General features: G+C 67.4%; 16 protein-coding genes. 8 read left to right on the top strand and 8 right to left on the bottom strand.

The features are described 5' to 3' along the window. Positions 1–88: 88 nt before the first annotated feature. From aldA to U4Z64_RS21035, 5 genes are all read left to right on the top strand, one after another. Entirely contained in the window at positions 89–1,513 is a 1,425-nt protein-coding gene (gene aldA, locus U4Z64_RS21015; RefSeq protein ID WP_321820971.1) for an aldehyde dehydrogenase, read from the top strand. A 126-nt stretch (positions 1,514–1,639) separates the two neighbouring features. Continuing rightward, positions 1,640–2,971, top strand: coding sequence for an MFS transporter (locus U4Z64_RS21020; protein ID WP_321820972.1), 1,332 nt, complete (start codon positions 1,640–1,642; stop codon positions 2,969–2,971). Next, a complete protein-coding gene (locus U4Z64_RS21025) occupies positions 2,968–4,185 on the top strand; it encodes a mandelate racemase/muconate lactonizing enzyme family protein (protein WP_321810635.1) in 1,218 nt (405 codons plus the stop codon). The genes U4Z64_RS21020 and U4Z64_RS21025 overlap by 4 nt, the downstream gene beginning before the upstream one ends. Positions 4,186–4,200: 15 nt before the next feature. Then, entirely contained in the window at positions 4,201–5,868 is a 1,668-nt protein-coding gene (locus U4Z64_RS21030) for a GMC family oxidoreductase (RefSeq protein ID WP_321820973.1), read from the top strand. A gap of 97 nt (positions 5,869–5,965) precedes the next feature. Then, entirely contained in the window at positions 5,966–6,493 is a 528-nt protein-coding gene (locus U4Z64_RS21035) for a hypothetical protein (RefSeq protein WP_321820974.1), read from the top strand. A 39-nt stretch (positions 6,494–6,532) separates the two neighbouring features. Here the strand turns inward: U4Z64_RS21035 and U4Z64_RS21040 are convergent, their stop codons facing one another. After that, on the bottom strand, positions 6,533–7,426 hold the full coding sequence (locus U4Z64_RS21040) for a LysR family transcriptional regulator (protein WP_321820975.1): 894 nt from the start codon (positions 7,424–7,426) through the stop codon (positions 6,533–6,535). A 121-nt stretch (positions 7,427–7,547) separates the two neighbouring features. Here U4Z64_RS21040 and U4Z64_RS21045 point away from each other — a divergent pair, with 121 nt between their 5' ends. Next, entirely contained in the window at positions 7,548–8,579 is a 1,032-nt protein-coding gene (locus tag U4Z64_RS21045; protein WP_321820976.1) for an NAD(P)H-quinone oxidoreductase, read from the top strand. A 14-nt stretch (positions 8,580–8,593) separates the two neighbouring features. Here U4Z64_RS21045 and U4Z64_RS21050 read toward each other — a convergent pair whose 3' ends face one another. The 3 genes from U4Z64_RS21050 to U4Z64_RS21060 all read right to left on the bottom strand — a co-directional run bounded on the left by U4Z64_RS21050 (position 8,594) and on the right by U4Z64_RS21060 (position 11,503). Next, positions 8,594–9,415 (bottom strand): quaternary amine ABC transporter ATP-binding protein, encoded by an 822-nt coding sequence (locus tag U4Z64_RS21050; RefSeq protein ID WP_052664826.1) that lies wholly within the window; start codon positions 9,413–9,415, stop codon positions 8,594–8,596. A gap of 14 nt (positions 9,416–9,429) precedes the next feature. Further along, a complete protein-coding gene (locus U4Z64_RS21055) occupies positions 9,430–10,395 on the bottom strand; it encodes an ABC transporter permease (protein ID WP_044848041.1) in 966 nt (321 codons plus the stop codon). A 70-nt stretch (positions 10,396–10,465) separates the two neighbouring features. After that, a complete protein-coding gene (locus tag U4Z64_RS21060; RefSeq protein WP_044848040.1) occupies positions 10,466–11,503 on the bottom strand; it encodes an ABC transporter substrate-binding protein in 1,038 nt (345 codons plus the stop codon). A gap of 573 nt (positions 11,504–12,076) precedes the next feature. On the opposite strand from U4Z64_RS21060, the gene U4Z64_RS21065 reads away from it, so the two are divergent. Both U4Z64_RS21065 and U4Z64_RS21070 read left to right on the top strand, forming a co-directional pair. Beyond that, complete coding sequence (locus U4Z64_RS21065; RefSeq protein ID WP_124487047.1) at positions 12,077–13,228, top strand: porin; 1,152 nt, start codon at positions 12,077–12,079, stop codon at positions 13,226–13,228. Positions 13,229–14,109: 881 nt separating this feature from the next. Continuing rightward, positions 14,110–15,486: an acetate kinase gene (locus tag U4Z64_RS21070; protein ID WP_415750588.1), complete on the top strand. Its 1,377-nt coding sequence runs from the start codon at positions 14,110–14,112 to the stop codon at positions 15,484–15,486. A 96-nt stretch (positions 15,487–15,582) separates the two neighbouring features. On the opposite strand, the gene U4Z64_RS21075 is transcribed toward U4Z64_RS21070, so the two are convergent. From U4Z64_RS21075 to U4Z64_RS21090, 4 genes are all read right to left on the bottom strand, one after another. After that, a complete protein-coding gene (locus U4Z64_RS21075) occupies positions 15,583–16,293 on the bottom strand; it encodes a hypothetical protein (protein WP_321820977.1) in 711 nt (236 codons plus the stop codon). Between the two features lie 8 nt (positions 16,294–16,301). Further along, positions 16,302–16,994: a C39 family peptidase gene (locus U4Z64_RS21080; RefSeq protein WP_321820978.1), complete on the bottom strand. Its 693-nt coding sequence runs from the start codon at positions 16,992–16,994 to the stop codon at positions 16,302–16,304. 3 nt (positions 16,995–16,997) lie between these two features. Continuing rightward, positions 16,998–17,486 (bottom strand): hypothetical protein, encoded by a 489-nt coding sequence (locus U4Z64_RS21085; RefSeq protein WP_321820979.1) that lies wholly within the window; start codon positions 17,484–17,486, stop codon positions 16,998–17,000. 230 nt (positions 17,487–17,716) lie between these two features. Further along, a complete protein-coding gene (locus U4Z64_RS21090) occupies positions 17,717–18,961 on the bottom strand; it encodes a hypothetical protein (RefSeq protein WP_321810626.1) in 1,245 nt (414 codons plus the stop codon). Positions 18,962–19,186 lie beyond the last annotated feature (225 nt).

The raw sequence follows: 19,186 nt of genomic DNA on the forward strand, positions 1-19,186 counted from the left end.
TAAACGCATGAAGAGAATGGCCTCTGTCCCGTACCGCGCGCGTCGCCACCCGAAGCGATCCGCCCGCAATCATCGGAGGAGTCACTTCATGCGCACTGAACGCAACTACGTGAACGGCCGTTTCGTCGCCCCGGAAAGCGACGCGTTCATCGTGGTCCACAATCCCGCCACCGAAGCGCCTTTCGCGCGCGTGCCGGCCGCGACGCCGGCCGACGCGCTCGCCGCCGTCGACGCCGCGGCCGCCGCGCAAAAGGCGTGGCGCAAGCTGCCGAGCGCCGAGCGCGCCGTGTACCTGCACCGCTTAGCCGACGCGCTGACCGCGCGCGCTCCGGAGATCGGCGCGGCGCTCGCGCAGGAATCCGGCAAGAGCATCGAGGACGCGTCGAACGAGGCCGTCTACGCGGGCCAGATCACGCGCTATCACGCCGAGTGGGCGCGCCGGATCGAGGGCGAGATCATCCCGAGCGACACGCCCGACGAGAACCTGTTCCTGCAGCGCGAGCCGATCGGCGTCGTCGCATGCCTGATCCCGTTCAACTATCCCGTCTACACGCTGCTGCGCAAGGTCGCGCCCGCGCTGATCTCCGGCAATACCGTGGTCGTGCGGCCGAGCAACCACACGCCGGTGTCCGCGTTCGAGATCGCGAAGGCGGCCGACGAAGCGGGCTTCCCGCCGGGCGTCGTCAACATCCTGACGATGGATCACGCGACGGCCGAAGCGCTGTGCACGCACCCGGCAGTCGGGATGATCACGCTGACCGGCAGCGTGAACGCGGGCCGCAAGGTGCTCGATTACTGCAAGGCGAACATCGCGAAGCCGTCGCTCGAACTCGGCGGCAAGACGCCCGCGATCATCGAGCCCGACGCCGACCTCGAACGCGCTGCCGCCGCGCTCGTCGCGTCGAAGACGACCCATTGCGGCCAGCTCTGCACGGCGATCGAGCGCGTGTACGTGCACGACAGCGTGCACGACCGTTTCGTCGCGCTGCTGAAGGAGAAGATGGCCGCCGTGCGCATCGGCGACCGTGCGCAGGACGCCACGCGGATGGGCCCGCTCGTCAGCGCATCGGCGCGCGCGCACATCCACGGGATGGTCGAACGTGCGATCGCGGCGGGTGCGACGCTCGAAACCGGTGGCGCGATTCCCGACGGCCCCGGCTTCTTCTACCCGGCCACGCTGCTCACCGGCGTGCGGCAGGACATGGAGATCGTGCAGGAGGAAACCTTCGGCCCGATCATGCCCGTGCTGCGCTACACGACGATCGACGAAGCGATCGCGCAGGCGAACGACCACCAGTTCGGCCTGTCGTCGGTGCTCTATACCGAGCGCTACCGCACCGCGATGACCGTCGCGAACGCGATCGAGGCCGGCGAGCTGTACGTGAACCGCACGCCGGCCGATCCGTACCAGGGCTTCCACGCCGGCTGGAAGCGCTCGGGCCTCGGCGGCGACGACGGCAAGCACGGGATGCTCGAATTCACGCAGACGCGCCTCGTCGTCATGAAGTACTGACACCGCCGCACCCAAGCACCGTTTCCGGCGCGCGCGACGACACCCCGCCGCGCGCCGCCCTGACCCACCAGAACATAAAAAACCTGCACGCGTCCGCCTCAAGGACGCCTGATGGAGGAAGACATCATGCCGACCCAACCGTCGACGCCCGCCGCGTCGCTCGCGCTGCACGACGACGCTCACGCGTCGCAGCATTCCCGTGCGCAACGCTACCTGCAACTGCTGCTGCTCGTGATTGCCGCGGGCGCGATCTACCCGATGCTGTATCTGCGGCAGGTGTACCAGCCGACGATGCTGCAGTTTTTCCATATCGACGACGTGCAGCTCGGTTACCTGTATTCGTCGCTCGGCACGATCTTCCTCGTCAGCTACCTGCCGAGCGGCTGGCTGGCCGACCGCCTGTCGCCGCGCTGGCTGATCTGCTTCTCGCTGCTCGCGACAGGCGCGCTCGGGCTCGTCTACGCAACCGGGCCGTCGTTCCACACGCTCGTGCTGATCTTCGGCGGCTGGGGGCTGACCACCGGCCTCACGTTCTGGGCCGCCGTGATCAAGCGCGTGAACATGATCGCGGGCCCCGACGAACAGGGCCGTTTCTTCGGGCTGCTCGACGGCGGCCGCGGGCTCGTCGAGGCGCTGCTCGCGACGATCGCGATCACGCTGTTCGCCTACGTGACGCAAGCGCGTGGCGGCACCGATGCAGCCGGCTTCACGCTCGTCGTGCATCTGTACGCGTTCTTCTGCATCGCGCTCGGCGTGCTGCTCGCGCTGGTGAAGGATCCGGTGGGCGCCGGCGGTCGCAAGGCCGTGACGGAACGCCGAAAAGGCAGCGTGCTGACCGACCTGAAGACGCTCGCGGCGATCCCCGAGCTGTGGCTCGTCGCCGCGATCGTGTTCTGCGGCTACCAGGTGTTCTGGGCGACCTACAGTTTCTCGGCCTACCTGCATGAAGGCAATTTCGGGCTCAGCGCGACGGCGGCCGGCTTCATCACGACGCTCAAGCTGTGGATGCGCCCCGTCGGCGGCATCGGCGGCGGCTTCCTCGGCGACCGCGTGTCGAAGGTGTCGGTGCTGTTCTGGGCGCTGGTGCTCGCCGCGCTGTCGCTCGTCGGGCTGATCGCCGCGCCCGCGCACAGCCCGCAGGCGATGCTCGTCGTGCTCGTGCTGTTCATCGGCATCCTCACCTATGCGATCCGCGGCCTCTACTGGTCGCTGCTCGACGACTGCAAGGTGCCGACCCATTGCGCCGGACTCGCGATCGGCCTGATCTCGGTGCTCGGCTATTCGCCCGACGTGTTCGTGCCGCTGATCAACGGCTACGTGACGCAGACCTGGCCGGGCGCGCACGGCTACCAGCTCTATTTCGGCTACATCGCTGCGATCGCGCTCTGCGGCGCGGGCGCCGCCGCGTTCCTCAAATACCGCCTCAACCGCATTCACCGTATCCAGGAGTCCGCATGAAGATCGTTTCGCTCGAAACCCATATCGTCGCCGTGCCGCCGCCGCATATCGGCGGGATGTACTGGATCTTCGTGAAGCTGAAGACCGACGACGGCATCGAAGGCGTCGGCGAGATCTACTCGGCGACGTTCGGCCCGAAGGCGATGGCGCCGATCATCGACGACGTGTTCGAACGCCACCTGCTGAACCGCGACCCGCATCACGTCGAACGGCTGTTCCGCCAGGCCTATTCGAGCGGCTTCACGCAGCGACCGGATCTCACGATGATGGGCGTCGTCAGCGGCCTTGAAATGGCGTGCTGGGACATCATCGGCAAGGCCGCCGGCAAGCCCGTGTACGAACTGCTCGGCGGGAAGATCCACGAGCGGCTGCGCTCGTACACGTACCTGTACCCGAAGAACGCGAAAGGCGAATACGACTACGACGATCCCGACCTCGCGGCCGAATGCGCGGCCGAGAACGTGAAGCTCGGCTTCACGGCCGTCAAGTTCGATCCGGCCGGTCCGTACACGGCCTACTCGGGCCACCAGCTGTCGCTCGAAGTGCTCGACCGCTGCGAGACGTTCTGCCGCAAGGTGCGCGAAGCCGTCGGCAGCAAGGCCGACCTGCTGTTCGGCACGCACGGGCAGATGGTGCCGTCGTCGGCGATCCGGCTCGCGAAGCGGCTCGAGAAATACGACCCGCTGTGGTTCGAGGAGCCGGTTCCCCCCGGCCAGGAAGAGGCGATCGCGCAAGTCGCGAAGCACACGTCGATTCCGATCGCGACCGGCGAGCGCCTGACCACCAAGTACGAATTCCACAAGCTGCTGCAGGCGGGCGGCGCATCGATCCTGCAGTTGAACGTCGCGCGTGTGGGCGGCCTGCTCGAAGCGAAGAAGATCGCGACGCTCGCCGAAGTGCACTACGCGCAGATCGCACCGCACCTGTACAACGGGCCGGTGGGCGCGGCCGCGAGCATCCAGCTCGCGACCTGCACACCGAACTTCCTGATACAGGAAAGCATCATGACGTGGGGCGGTTTCCACACCGAAGTCGTGAAGACGCCGATCCGCTGGGAAGACGGCTACATCGTCCCGTCGAACGAACCGGGCCTCGGCATCGAACTCGACATGGACGTCGTGAGGCGCCACACGCCGTACACCGGCGAACGGCTGCACCTGCAGATGGGCGAACACCCCGTCGACGTGAAGGATCTCGCCCCCGCGAAGGGCTGAGCGCAAAGGACAGACATGAGCTACGACTACATCATCGTCGGCGCGGGCTCGGCCGGCTGCATCCTCGCGAACCGCCTGAGCGAATCGGGCCGGCACTCGGTGCTGCTGCTCGAAGCGGGTGAGCGCGACGGGTCGTTCTGGTTCAAGGTGCCCGTCGGCTTCACGAAGACCTACTACAACCGCCGCTACAACTGGATGTACTACAGCGAGCCCGAGGCGCAACTCGCCGATCGCAAGCTTTACTGCCCGCGCGGCAAGGTGGTCGGCGGCTCGGGCTCGATCAACGCGATGGTCTACGTGCGCGGCCAGCGCAGCGACTACGATGACTGGGCGGCCGCCGGCAATCCGGGCTGGGCGTACGACGACGTGCTGCCGTACTTCCGCAAGCTCGAAACCCACGCGGCAGGCGCGACCGATCCGCAGCATCACGGCGCGACGGGGCCGATCCACATCACGTCGATGAAGGCCGACGTGCATCCGATCGTCCATGAGTTCCTGAAGGGCTGCGGCGAACTGAACCTGCCGCGCACCGACGATTTCAACGGCGCGCAGTTCGAGGGCGCGGGCATCTACGACCTGAACACGAAGCACGGCGAACGCTGCTCCAGCAGCTTCGCGTACCTTCGTCCCGCGCTGGGCCGCGCGAACCTCACGCTCCGCTCGGGCGTGCTCGTGCGGCGCGTGACGTTCGACGGCACGCGCGCGACCGGCGTGGTCGTCGCGGGCGGACACGGCGACGAAACGCTCGTCGCCGCGCGCGAGGTGATCCTCGCGGCCGGTGCAGTCGATACGCCGAAGCTGCTGCAACTGTCGGGCGTCGGCGATCCGGCGCTGCTCGCGCGCTGGCGCGTGCCGCTCGTGCACGCGCTGCCGGCCGTCGGCCGCAACCTGCAGGACCACCTGTGCGTGAGCTTCTACTTCAAGGCGAACCGGCCAACGCTGAACGACGAGATGGGCACCCTGCTCGGCAAGATGAAGATCGGCCTGCGCTATCTGCTGATGAAGCGCGGCCCGCTCGCGATGAGCGTGAACCAGGCGGGCGGCTTCTTCCGCGGCACGGCCGATGTGCAGGAGCCGAACATTCAGCTTTACTTCAACCCGCTGTCGTACCGGATCCCCAAGAGCGACCGCGCGAGCATCAAGCCCGAGCCTTACTCCGGATTCCTGATCGCGTTCAACCCGTGCCGGCCGACGAGCCGCGGCACGATCGAGATCGCATCGAACCGCGCGGAAGATACCGCCAAGATCCACATCAATGCGCTGACCACGCAGAAGGATCTCGACGAAGCCGTGCAGGGCAGCAAGATGATTCGTGCGCTGATGCGCGCGCCGGCGCTGAAGTCGATGACCGTCGAGGAAATCTCGCCGGGGCCGCAGGTCGATTCCGACGAAGCGATGCTGCAGTATTTCCGCGAGCAGTCGGGTTCGATCTACCACCTGTGCGGCTCGTGCGCGATGGGGCCGGACGCCGCGACGTCGGTGGTCGATGCGTCGTTGCGCGTGCACGGGCTGCAGGCGCTGCGGATCGTCGATGCATCGGTGTTCCCGAACATCACGTCGGGCAACATCAACGCGCCGACGATGATGGTCGCGGAGAAAGGCGCGGATCTGGTTCTGGCGGATGCGGGGCGTGGCGAGACGAACGGCGTGCCGACGAACGAGCGGGAACCCGTCGCGCATTGAGCGAGCGCGGTGATCCCGTCGAAAGTCGTTCATACTTCGCGAGATCACTCTCCTCGCGCGACAGGTTACCGAATCAATGCCGACACACAAAAAGGAAATGAAGCGATGGCACGCGATCACGTTTCTCTCGCTGATTCTCGCGCCGCTCATCATCATGTTCGTCGGCCTGTTTGCGACGGAGCGCTGCTATCCCGCCGACTGGCCCGGTTCCTCGGCGGTCGTCGCCGGATTCACGCTCGCCTTCGTGCTGCTTGCAATCGTCGTCACGTCGGACCTTCGAACAGCGTGCAGTATCAAGGAGTTCTTGCTCTGCGTTCTGATGTTCGGCGGCCTGGGCATGATGTTCGGCAACTTCACACTCACGGCGCTGGTCAGAATGACCGCGCATTCGCCGCGGTCATTCGAGACCGGTTTCGCACTCGATGCGTCCGGTCCGAAGGGGTGCAGGCACCAGGCGACCTTCATGGACGCCGCCCTCGGCGCGCCGATTTCGGTGTGCAACCGCGATCTGGATCTGCCTGACGAAAGTGCGCCGGGTGTCGTCCGCGTCGAGGAGCTGGTCGGCCCGTATGGCGTGCGGCTGATCGACATATCGGTCGTCAAGTCAAACGCGGCCGGCACGTAGCATCGCCCCCGGGGATCGCGAACGGGTCGCCGCCCCGCCTCAGTCGCTCGCACTGCCCGGCGCTCCCGCATCGCCAAACACCCGCACGATGTGATCGATCATCGCGCTCATCCGCGCGGTATGCCGCAAGTCCTTGTGCGTCACCATCCAGACTTCGTAAGGACGCGCGGACGTACGCGCCGGCCACACGCGCACCAGCGCGTCGCGCTCCGCGATCGGCACCGGGAGCTCGGCGAGCCCGAGCCCGGCGCGCGCCGCCGCGCGCAACATCAGATTCGAATTCAGCCCCGACACGATCCGCCCCGCGCGCACCGGCTCGCCGACCACCGTGAGCGGGCCGCGTGCATTCAGGTGCGGCAGGAAGCACACGAGGTCATGCCCTTCGAAGCCGGTGCCGGGCACCGGTTCGCCATGCCGCTCCAGGTATTCCTCCGACGCGTACAACCCCGTCGGCCACGCGGCGAGCCGGCGCGTGAGCAGATCGGGATTGTCGGGCTTGATCGTACGGATCGCGATGTCCGCCTCGCGCTTGGCCAGGTTCTCCACCTGCGTCGACGTGTTGAGCAGCACGCGCACGTCCGGATGCTCGTCGTGCAGGTCGCGCATCGCGCGCATCACGAATTCGAGCCCGATCGTATCGGTCGTCGTCACGCGCACGTCGCCGGCAAGACGCCGGTCGACGCCCTGGGTCTGCCGCACCAGGTCGATCGCCGATTGCTCCATCTTCTCCACGTTGCGCAGCGCGACCTCGCCCACCGCGGTCGGCACGTACCCGGCCGACGTGCGCAGGAACAGCGTCGCGCCGAGCGCGCGCTCGAGCGCCGCGAGCCGCCTGCCGACCGTCGCCTGGTCGAGCCCGACCGCCCGCGCGGCGCCGCGCAGGCTGCGTTCGCGGTGGATCGCAAGAAAGATCCGTGCGTCGTCCCAGTTCAAGCGCCTTCTCCCGGTGTGATGCAAATTTGCATCTGTGGTTGTGAAAATCGCTGCGCGAATTCATCAAGACCCAAGCCTATACTTTTTTCACCGACCACTCACCAGTCTTTTCGAGGCAAACATGTCCGATACGCTCTCCCCCGTTCCCGCCGACATGGCGGCAGTCGAAATCACCCGCCCCGGCGGCCCCGAAGTCCTTGCAACCGCACGTCGCCCCGCGCCGCAGCCGAAGGCAGACGAAGTGCTGATCCGGGTTCACGCCGCCGGCGTGAACGGCCCGGACGTGCTGCAACGCAAGGGACTCTACAACCCGCCGCCCGGCGCATCCGACATCCCGGGCCTGGAAATCGCGGGCGAAGTCGTCGCGACCGGCGCAGCCGTGCACGGCTTCGCGCCGGGCGACCGGGTCAGCGCGCTGGTGACGGGCGGTGGTTATGCGGAATACGCGGTCGCCCATCACCTCACGACGATGAAGCTGCCGCCCGGACTCGACATGATCGAAGCCGCGGCGCTGCCGGAAACGTTCCTGACGGTCTGGCTGAACCTGATCCAGCGCGGGCGGCTGCAGGCGGGCGAATCGGTGCTGATCCACGGCGGCGCGTCGGGCATCGGCACCACCGCGACGATGATCGCGAAGGCGATGGGCGCGTCGACCGTCATCACGACCGTCGGCTCGGAAGCGCATCGCGCCGCGAGCCTGCAGCTTGGCGCGGATCACGCGGTGCATTACCGGGAAGAAGATTTCGTCGCCGAAGTCGACAGGATCACCGCCGGCAAGGGCGTGGACGTGATCCTCGACATCATCGCGGGCGACTACGTCGCGCGCAATTACCGGGCCGCGGCGATGAACGGGCGGATCCTGCAGGTCAGCGCGCTGAACGGGCCGGCGAAGGAACTCGACGTGTGGCCGATGATGACCAAGCGCCTCACGCACATCGGTTCGACGTTGCGCTCGCGCACGCCGGAGGAGAAGGGCGCGCTCATCGCCGAACTCGAACGGCACCTGTGGCCGCACGTCGCAGCCGGCACGGTCAGGCCGCAGGTGTTCCGCACCTTCCCGCTCGACGACGCGCGCGGCGCGCACGCGCTGATCGACTCCGGTGTGCACGTCGGCAAGATCGTGCTGACGACGGCCGCGCACCGCGCGGCCTGACCGGGCACGACGCGTCAGTTCACGCTCGTGCGCTTCTCGACGAACCGCCGCACATAATCGTCCGCCGGACGCGACAGGATGTCGTCCGGCGTGCCGACCTGCACGAGCGTGCCATCACGCAGGATCGCGATCCGGTCGCCGATGCGCAGCGCCTCGTCGAGATCGTGCGTGATGAACACGATCGTCTTCGACAGCGTCGCCTGCAGTTCGAGCAGTTGATCCTGCATCTCGGTGCGGATCAGCGGATCGAGCGCGGAGAACGCCTCGTCCATCAGCAGCACGTCGGTATCGGCCGCCAGCGCGCGCGCCAGCCCGACACGCTGCCGCATCCCGCCCGACAACTCGTCCGGATAATGATCGCCGTAGCCGTCGAGCCCGACCTTCGTCAGCCAGTTGCGCGCGGCCTCGGCCGCGTCGTGGCGCTTCTCGCCGCGCGTGCGCAGCGCATACGCGGCGTTGTCGAGCACGGTCTGGTGCGGCAGCAGCCCGAAGTTCTGGAACACCATGCTGACCTTGAAACGGCGCAGCTCGCGCAGCCCGTGCGCGTCGAGCTTGATCACGTCGCTGCCGTCGATCACGATCTCGCCGGCCGTCGGCTCGATCAGCCGGTTGAAGTGCCGCACGAGCGTCGATTTCCCGGAACCCGACAGCCCCATGATCACGAAGATCTCGCCCGACTCGATGCCGAGGCTCACGTCGTTGAGCCCGACGTTGCAGCCCGTTTCGGCCAGCACGTCGGCCTTGCGCTTGCCCGAGCGCAGCAGGTCGAGCACGCGCGCATGCGCGGCCTGCGGCCCGAACAGCTTGTACACGTGTTTGACGTCGATGGTCGCCATGTCTGCCTCCGTTCCTATGCGCGCGACGATTGCGTCGCCTGATTCGAATCGACGCCCGCCGACTCCGCCTTGCGCGGCAGCCGGTACGGCACGCGCGACGCGCCCTTCTGTCGGCGCTGCTGTGCGAGCCGGCGGCGCGCGCGCCGCTCCTGGCCGAAGCCCTGGCTGATCCGGTCGATCACGATCGCGAGGATCACGATCGCGAGGCCGGCCTGCGTGCCCTTGCCGACGTCGAGCGTCTGGATGCCCGCGAGCACGTCCTCGCCGAGCCCGCGCGAGCCGATCATCGACGCGATCACGACCATCGACAGCGCCATCATCGTCGTCTGGTTGATGCCGGCCATGATGCTCGGCCGCGCGAGCGGCAACTGCACGTTGACGAGCAATTGCCAGCGCGTCGTGCCGAACGCACGCGCGGCTTCCGTCACGTCCGGATCGACCTGGCGGATGCCGAGATCGGTCAGGCGGATCAGCGGCGGCAGCGCGTAGATGATCGTCGCGAGGATCGCGGGCACCTTGCCGAGGCCGAACAGCATCAGCACCGGGATCAGGTACACGAAGCTCGGCAGCGTCTGCATCACGTCGAGCACGGGCAGCAGCATCCGGCGCAGCCATGCGCTGCGCGACGCGAGGATGCCGGCCGGCACGCCGATCGCAACCGACAGCACCGTCGCGACGAGCATCAGCGCGAGCGTCTGCATCAGCTTGTCCCACAGGCCGAAGCAGCCGATCGCGTAGAGCAGCAGCATGAAGAGCGCGCCGAGGCCGATGCGGCGCGTCGCGTTCCACGCGATCGCGCCGACGACCAGCAGCACGAGCCACGGCGGCGCGACGCGCAGCGCGCCTTCGAGCGGCACGAGCAGGTAGCGCAACACGAGCGCGCTGAAGTGATGGAAGCTGTCGCCGTATTGCGCGACGAACGTCTCGAGCGCGCTGTTCACCCAGTCGGCGATCGACAGGTGCAGAAAGAAGCCGTTCATGTTGATTCTCCGTCGCGCCGCGAAGGCGCGTGACGGCGGCGGCGGGTGCGGGCCCGTCGCCGCGCGCAGGTTACGCGCCCTTCAGGCTGCCGGCGATCTTCTGCGCGACGTCGGCCGGCACCCACTGCTTCCACATGTCCTGGCGGGTCTTCAGGAACTGCGTGGCCATCGCCGCGCCGTCGATCTTCTTCGTCGTCATCTCGAGGATCGTCTGGTTCAGGAAGTCCATCGGGAAACGCACCTTGCCGAATACGCCGACGAGATCGGGATTCGCATCGGCGAACGGCTTCGACACGCCGACCGTCAGCCGCGACACCATGTACGACGACGCGCACTGGTGCGTGCTGCTCTCGTCGCGCAACGTCTTCCAGCATGCTTCGTTATAGGCCGGCATCTTCAGCGCCGTGAACTTGTATTTCGCCATCAGCGCGGCCGGGCCCCAGTAATAGAACACGATCGGCGCGCCGCGCTGGTACGCGGACGCGATCGCCGCGTCGAGCGCCGCACCGGTGCCCGGGTGGAAGTTCGTGTACGACTGGTCGAGCTTGAGCACCTTCAGCAGGCGCGTGTTCACGCGCTCGCAGTCCCAGCCCGTCGGGCAGTTCAGGAAGCGGCCCTTGTCCGGTTCCTCCTCGTCGGCGAACACCTGCTTGAACTTCGGCAGATCGTCGACCGATACGAGCCCGGGCGCGACCGGCTTGATGTTGCGCGCCGGATCGCCCTTCACCACGTAGTCGGGCACGAACCAGCCTTCGGTCGTGCCGCCCGGCAGCGTGTCGCCGATCAGCTTCACGGCGCCCGACGAAACGGCCTTCGCGGTGATCTCGCTGCGGCCCGTCCACTGCTCGGCCCAGATCTGCAGGTCGTTGCGCGCGAGCGCCGTTTCGGTAGCGGCCGTGCTGCCCGGCACGACGTCCGTCTTGCAGCCGTAGCCCTTCTCCATGATCTGCCGCAGCACTTCGGTCGCAAACGATCCGCTCTCCCACGTGATGCCCGCGAAATGGACCGTCTTGCCGTCGGCGCACGCGCCGCCGGCCGCATGGGCCGCGGGCGCGGACAGGATCGCCGCGGCGGCGAGAAGGACCGTTTTCAGTCGTCGAATCTGCATGGTGGGTCGTCTCCAAATCGAATCTGTTGTTTGTGCGTCGCGGCATGCGCGGCGACCGGCAAATCGCGAAGCCAGCCACGTCCGGTCAGGCTGCATGGTCGAGCCACCAATATGTTTAGGGAAACGAGTAATTCCGATCATTGCAATCGGCAGCGCCAATCGATCGTCGGGTGCCTCGCGAGGCCCGCCGGACGGGCCCCTCAGCCGATTCACCGGGCCCGCGCACGGCCCGGAACGGGCTGCGTCGAGCCTTGTTCGGGCACCGCTCGACCCACATTGAAGCGCGGCGCCGCGCACACCGTTTCGACCGTCGAAACGACCCGCCGCGCCCCATTGGCGAACCCGATCCCATCCATCGAAATTACTCGCTTTCGAATCCGTTTCGGCTTGGGAAGAATGCGCGGTGTCATCGGAGGAGACACGACCCGACCCAGCCGGTCGCCGCGCCGCCGCGCATCGCGCGTTTCCGGCGCCGCGCGCGCTGCGCCGGGTCGCCCCGGATGACGGGGCGCGCCTCGCCGGACGCGCTCACGACAACCGATACAAGAAGCTGGATATCCCGGAGATCTCTCAATGAAAAAGACCCTGACGGCGCTCGCCGTAACGGCAACCTTCGCAGCCCCCGCGTTCGCGCAAAGCAGCGTCACGCTGTACGGCGTGATCGACGAAGGCCTGAACTACACGAACAACGTCGGCACCGGCCACGTCTACGAGATGGCGAGCGGCTACGCGCAAGGCAGCCGCTGGGGCCTGAAGGGCAGCGAGGATCTCGGCGGCGGCATGAAGGCGATCTTCCAGCTCGAGAACGGCTTCGACGTGAACACCGGCCGGCTCAACCAGGGCGGCCGCATGTTCGGCCGCCAGGCATACGTCGGCCTGAGCCAGACGCAGTACGGCACGCTGACGTTCGGCCGCCAGTACGACTCCGTCGTCGACTATCTCGCGCCGACCACGGCCAACGGCAACTGGGGCGGCTACCTGCTCGCGCACCCGTTCGACAACGACAACACCGACAACTCGTTCCGCCTCGACAACACGGTGAAGTACGCGAGCCCGAACTTCGGCGGCTTCCAGTTCGGCGGTGCATACAGCTTCAGCAACAGCACGAACTTCTCGGACAACCGCGCGTACAGCTTCGGCGCGCAATACCAGAACAACGGCCTGCTGATCGGCGCCGCCTACCTGCAGGCGAACCGTCCGGGCGACGGCTCGGCCGGCGCGATCACCGCGAACGACGCGAGCTACATCGCCGAGCGCATGCGCGTGTTCGGCGCGGGCATCAACTACACGTTCGGACCCGCGACGGTCGGCTTCGCATACACGAACTCGAACTACAAGAACCCGACCGGCAACGGCTACCTCGGCACGCCGGGCGCGATCATCGCACCGGGTGCGACCGTCAGCGCGATCAAGTACCAGAACTTCGAGGTGAACGGTTCGTACCAGATCACGCCGGCGTTCATGGTCGGCGCGCAGTACGTGTTGTCGCTCGAGAAGTACGACGCATCGACCGGCGACGCGAAGCCGAAGATCCACTCGGTCGGACTGATGGCCGACTACAACCTGTCGAAGCGCACCGACGTGTACGTGCAGGCCGCGTACCAGCACATCGCCGGCGACAAGACGAACTCGATTCTCGACAACGCGTTCATCCCCGGCACCGACGCGCCGTCGTCGACGTCGAACCAGGTGGCCGTGCGTCTCGCGCTGCGCCACAAGTTCTGACGCAACCCGGTTCTCCGTTCTTCACGCGACACCCGCGCCGCTCGGCCCGAGGTGTCTTCGCCCGCCCGCAAGCGCCAGCCTGCCGGCGGGTTTTTTGTTTCGCGCCGCGACGACGCGAGGCAACGTGATTCGGCGCAGGTCGTGCGTGTGCCCGGTCAACGCTGACAGGACAATCGCCCACGAGCCGGTACGCTGCGTGCCACCTCGACGTCGGGCATTCCCATGCCGCACGACGAGCGCGACGTATCGCGCGGCCATCAAGCCCGAGCCGTATTCCCGATACCTGATCGCGTTCAACCCGTGCCGGCCGACGAGCCGCGGCACGATCGCGCTCGCGTCGAATCGTTTCCCGCGCAACCGACGCGCCCCACGGATGGAAGGGAACGCGCGACTTCCGCGCGATCGCCTCTCCGGCAACGACGGTCGGCCCCCTGCATCGCCTGGTCGGAATAACGCCCGCCGGCACACGGGAAAACACTGCCATGAATCAGCCGCGCAGCCTGCGCGCACGGGCTCGAAACGTGCATTCGGTTTTGACGCAAACCCCGGTGAAACAGGGAGAACCGTGACGTCCGTCGTCCACCGTACGCGGGCAAGGGTTTGTCTGGTTGGTTTTCGATGCCCGCCTGCACTAGCCTCGTGAGGTCTGCCCCCGCGTCGTTCGGCCGGCGGGACATGACGTCGTGCACATTGACAATCGAGTGTCGGCGCGCGGCCTCGCTGCCGACGTTTCATTGCGTTCGGTCACGCATGTCGTTGCCGCCGGAGAAACATCCTCTGGCTCGCGTGCGATGTGACGCGAGGCGATCCGGGGCAACACGCGCGCCGGCCAGCCGTCGGTGTGCACCGGGGAACCGCAGGCCCGATCGTGGAGACGCACCGTGAAGCGCATGCCATTTCGCTGCATCCATGCCATCAGCTATGCAAGCGTGCTGCTCTTTCAGGCCCAGGCGCAAGCGCAGTCGCTGGACGCCCAGTCGACGCAGGAGAACATTTCCGCGCTGCGCCACGAAGTCGATCGCCATCTGCAGGAACTGAGTGCACTCAAGCGCAAACTGGCCGACGAGGAAGCCAATCTCTCGCGCCTGAGCCGGGCGCTGGACAACCGCGAACTCGCGGCCCGGCGTGGCGCGGGCACCGGCGATGCCGGCGGCTCCGGCGACGCGGCGACGCAGGCCGATACCGGTTCCCCGGGCAGCGCGCCCGGCGCGGCCGGCAACGCCCCCGGCAACGTGCAATCTTCGGCCGGGTCCGCCGCGCCGCCGAGCCGGCCGGTCGGCCAGGCACCGGTGGCGGAAACCGCACCGCCGCCTGTCGCGCCGATCTTCGATCAGCCCGGCGTGCTGACGCCGAAGAACAAGTTCGTCGTCGAACCGTCGTTCCAGTTCAGCTATTCGTCGTCGAACCGCGTCGCACTCGTCGGCTACACGATCATCCCGGCGCTGCTGATCGGCCTGGTCGACGTGCGGGAAGTCAAGACGACCACGCTGACGGGCGCGGTCGCGGTGCGCTACGGGATCACCAACCGGATGGAAGTCGAAGTCCGCGTCCCCTATGTGTACTCGACGAACGACACGATCAGCCGCGAGATCTTCACCGGTACCGCCCAGGACAACGCGTTCAACAGCCACGGCAAAGGCCTCGGCGACGTCGAAATGACGCTGCGCTACCAGTTCAATACCGGCGGCCCCGACAAGTTCTATTACATCGGCTGGCTGCGCTTCAAGAGCGCCACCGGCAAGAGCCCGTTCGACGTCGTCACCGACTGCGTCACGCGCTGCGTCGGCAATGCCACCGGCACCGGCCTGCCGCTCGAGCAGCCGACGGGCTCCGGCTTCTACGCGATCCAGCCTGGCCTCACGTGGCTCTTTCCGTCCGACCCGGTGGTGTTCTTCGGCAACCTGAGCTATCTGCACAGCTTCAGCCGCGACAATCTCAGCCTCACGATTCGCGATGGACAGAAGGACTTCATCGGCAAGGTGCAGCCCGGCGACATCTGGGGTTTCAATATCGGCATGGGCCTCGCGCTGAACGAGAAAGCGTCGGTGAGCCTCGGCTACGACCAGAGCATCGTACTGCCGCCGAAACAGAACGGCCAGACGGTGCCCAGTTCGGTGCGCGTGATCCTCGGCTCACTGCTCCTCGGTTACTCGTACCGGTTGTCGCCGAAGACCACGCTGAATCTCTCGATCGGCGCCGGCCTCACACGCGACACGCCGGACGTGGTCATGACGCTGCGCGTGCCGATCGCATTCTGATCGCCCGCGTGCGCGTGCGGCGGGCCGCGCGCCGCACGCGGGCCCCGGCGCGCCAGTGCGCGCTCGTCTGCCATTCATCGGTCGCTCACCGAGCCTTCATCGCCCCGGCAATACGCCGATCAACGCATTGTTCAGCGTCGACATCACGTTCAGGTTCTTGAACGTCGACAGTGTGTTGACGGTCGTGTTGATCGTCGTCACCGCCTGGATTTGCTGGTTGTTCAACGTGTTCTGGATTACCGCGCCGGTCAGCGCCGGCAGCGCGGCGGGCTGCGCGGCGTTGCCGGCGCCGACCTGGATCAGCGCGCCCGCGTTCGCGGCCGCCAGCGCCTGCGCCTGTTGCGCGGTGATATGACTGATGTCCGGGATGTTGAAGCTGGTCGTCGTGACCAGATTGCCGTTCACGAACGCGACACGCGACACGCCGAACGAAACCTTCAGACCGCTCGGCATATCGAAGCCGCCGCGCATCGCATCGAGGCGCGCGTCGCTGAGCGCGATCGCGCCGGCTGCCGGCCAGTTCCGTTCCTGCGCGCCGCCCGGCTCCACGGCCGGCGGCCCTGCCGCGCACTCCGCCATCGCGAGCGGCGCGGCACGCAGGATCGGCACCTCGCCGGCCCGCGACTCCGCAGGCGCCGCATCCGCGCCCGCGTTCGCGGCGGATGCCTCGACGACGCCGCTCGTCTGCGCGACCGGCACGTCGGTCGCGGCCAGCGCGTCGTCCTGCATCGCCGCCGCACTGACGGACGTCACCCCGCCGCACACCATCACGGCGATGCCGGCGATGTTCCTGGTCTGGGATCTCATGACGGTCCTCAAAAGTCGTTCGGGCCGTGCTTCGGCATCACGACGTTGTACAGGCCGTCGCGCGCGATACCGGTGTAGAGCGGCGCGCTGGGCGCGACGCGCCAGTCACGCGGGTCGTTGAACACCGCCAGCTCGGGCCGGTTGTGAATCACGAAAATCACATGGTCTTCCCACTTCTGCTCGAAGCTCGCCAGCGACATCGGGCGCGTGCCGGTGGCCGGATCGCCGACGAGCACACGCCCGTCACGCAGCCCCTTCACGACCACGAAATGGTGATAGCCGTGCTCGGTGATCAACACGATCGCCGGCGTGTGCGTCCTGGCGAGCGTCTGCAACGGCAGCTCGAACCCGTCCGCGACAAAGCCGTGCGCGTCGAGAAACCGCCGGATGTCGAGCAGCGAGAAGCCCTGCTGGCGAATCTTCTCCTGATTGCCGTTCTCCCACATCTGGGCGAAGGCGGTCTGCTCGGTCATCGGATAGTTGTACTGATAAGTCAGCAGCGTCGCGACGGCAGCCGACCCGCAACTGAAATCGAATTGCTGCTTGACGGTGCGCTTGAAGCGGGCCTCCTTGAGACTCGTGACGTGCATCGCATAGCCTGCGCCCGCCGGATCGACGACCGTCATCTCGTCCGCCCATGCAATCGGGACGGACAGCGCGTAAGCGAGCGCCGCGATGCATGCTGCGGCAACCGGTCTCATCGCTCAGTTCCCGAAGCGCACGTTGAGCACCGTCGCGTTCTGAATCAGCACGTTGGCGCCGGTATTCTGGATGACCGTGGGCAGGCCGCTCGCATTGGCGAACGAGCCGTCGGCGATCGAATTCGAGCCGGTCGACACGCGGTTCGCCACGTTGTCGGTCACCGCGCCGGTCAGATAGTTTTGGCCGATCAGCGCATCGCCGCCCCGATGCTCGTCGAGCTGGTCAGGCGTCATCGCGACACCGAAGCTGCCCGCTTGAGCGGTCGCGGTGTCGGTCGCAGCGGGTATGGCTGCCGCAGCGGGCGCGACGGCCGCGGCCGGATCGGCGTGATCCGCGCGCGCGGCGGGTAGGGAAGGTGCCGCTGCCGGCGCAACATCGGCGGAGGCCTCCGCCGCAACGGTTCGCGACCCGTCAGCCGTGGCATGGGCCGTCAGGCCCGGCAGCAGCGCCGCAGGCAATATCACCAGCAAAAGTGCCGTTCGGATTCGCATGGCTGTCTCCTTGGTCCCTGCGCGAGCCGGCCCGAAACCGGCGCACCGGGAGCCGAATCCGCGTGACCGTCGATCGACGGAAATCAGCCCGGCCTGCGCCAACGAGAGCGAGACGGCCGTTCGGCCATCCCGCCCTCGCCGGCGGTCCTGTCCATCGGCGATGGAATGCAAGTCGCGGGCTCGCCTGCGCCCGCGTCAATGCATCCGGCTCGCCAGGACCGGCCGGCCGGCTAACGTCCTACGGACAGGTTCGCCTGCACGGTCACAGCCTGCTGAACGAACGACGCCATGCCGCTGTTCTGGTTGGCGACCATGATGCCCGCGGCGGTCTGGCCGACGCTCGCCATCGCGTTGGACATGTTGAACGTCCCCGCGTTGACCGCATTGGCTCCGCCTGCGCCACCCGCGCCGCCGACCGCGCCGTTACCGACGCCGCCGTTGCCGGTGCCGCCTGCGCCGCCCGCGCCGCCCATCGCGCCCACCGCGCCGCTACCCGCGGTTGCGCCGCCGTTGCTGGCCGTCGTCGTCGCGCCGCCGTTCGTCGCGCCGCCACCCGTGCCCGCGCCGCCGGCACCGCCGTTGCCCGCCGTGGCCGCCGCCGCGCCGCCGGTGCCGCCCGCGGCCGCACCCGCGCCGCCGATGCCTGCGCCCGATCCGCCCGAAGCGGTCGACGTACCCGCCGACCCTGCGCCGCCTGAGCCACTGCCCGAGCCGGTGCCGGTACCCGTGCCGGTGCCGGTGCCGCTGCCGGCCGATGCCGACGCGCTTCCGCTGCCATGATTCCTGGCCCACGCGGAGCCGGGATTGGCTGTGCCGGTGCCGCCGCCCCAGCCTGTGCCGCTGCCCTTGCCGGAACCGCCTACACCGACCGAGGCCGCGATCGCGCCGCCGCCCGTGCCGGAGCCGGAGCCGCCGCTCGCAGTGGCATTGCCGCCGCCCCCGCCGCTGGCGTCAGGTGAGCCGCCGGCTCCGCCGCCGCCGCCGTTGCCGGTGCCGGCCGTCGCGCTGCCATTGCTGGCGTTGCCCGCCGTGGCGCTGCCGTTATGCGCGCTGCCGCCTTTGCCGCCGGCGCCGCCTGCACCGCCGCTTCCGCCATTACCGCCGATGCCGCCGTAGCCATACCCGTTGCCGCCCTTGCCGCCGCTTCCGCCGGCCGCGCTGCCCGAGTTGGTCGCGTTGTTGCCGATGCCCCAGACCTGGACATTGCTCACGTACCCGTCGAGTTTGCTGATCGCGACGATCTTGGTGCTGTTGTACGAATCCTGGTAGACACTCGCGCCAGGCGAAACTTCATTCGCATTGGACCCGGTGGAGCTGGTCTGGGTTGAGCTGACTGCGTTGCTGAGAGTGTTCGATCCGTCATCGGCTTTCTGACTGCATGTCGAACTGGTATCGCTGCTGCATGGATTCGCCATTGCGTAGCCGCTGCATCCCAAGGCGAGAAGCGCAGCAGACGCCAATAGAGTTTTGCGCATGAAATCCTCCTGAAGTAACGAGGAACGGCTTGGCCAACTGCACCAATCCGGAGGACAACACGCATCGGCGATGCCAATCCCGCCAGCTGCCTGACGACAGGGAGCCGGTTGGATGCTTTGCGCGACATAACCCGCCTCGCCCGATTCCGGCATGCGATTTATGTTTCAGGTCTGAAACGTGTCGATCGGCACGGGGCCGGGACACCCTCGACCCGCGGATGGATT

Source organism: Burkholderia sp. BCC1996 (genome assembly GCF_905339955.1).
Classification (GTDB): Bacteria; Pseudomonadota; Gammaproteobacteria; order Burkholderiales; family Burkholderiaceae; genus Burkholderia.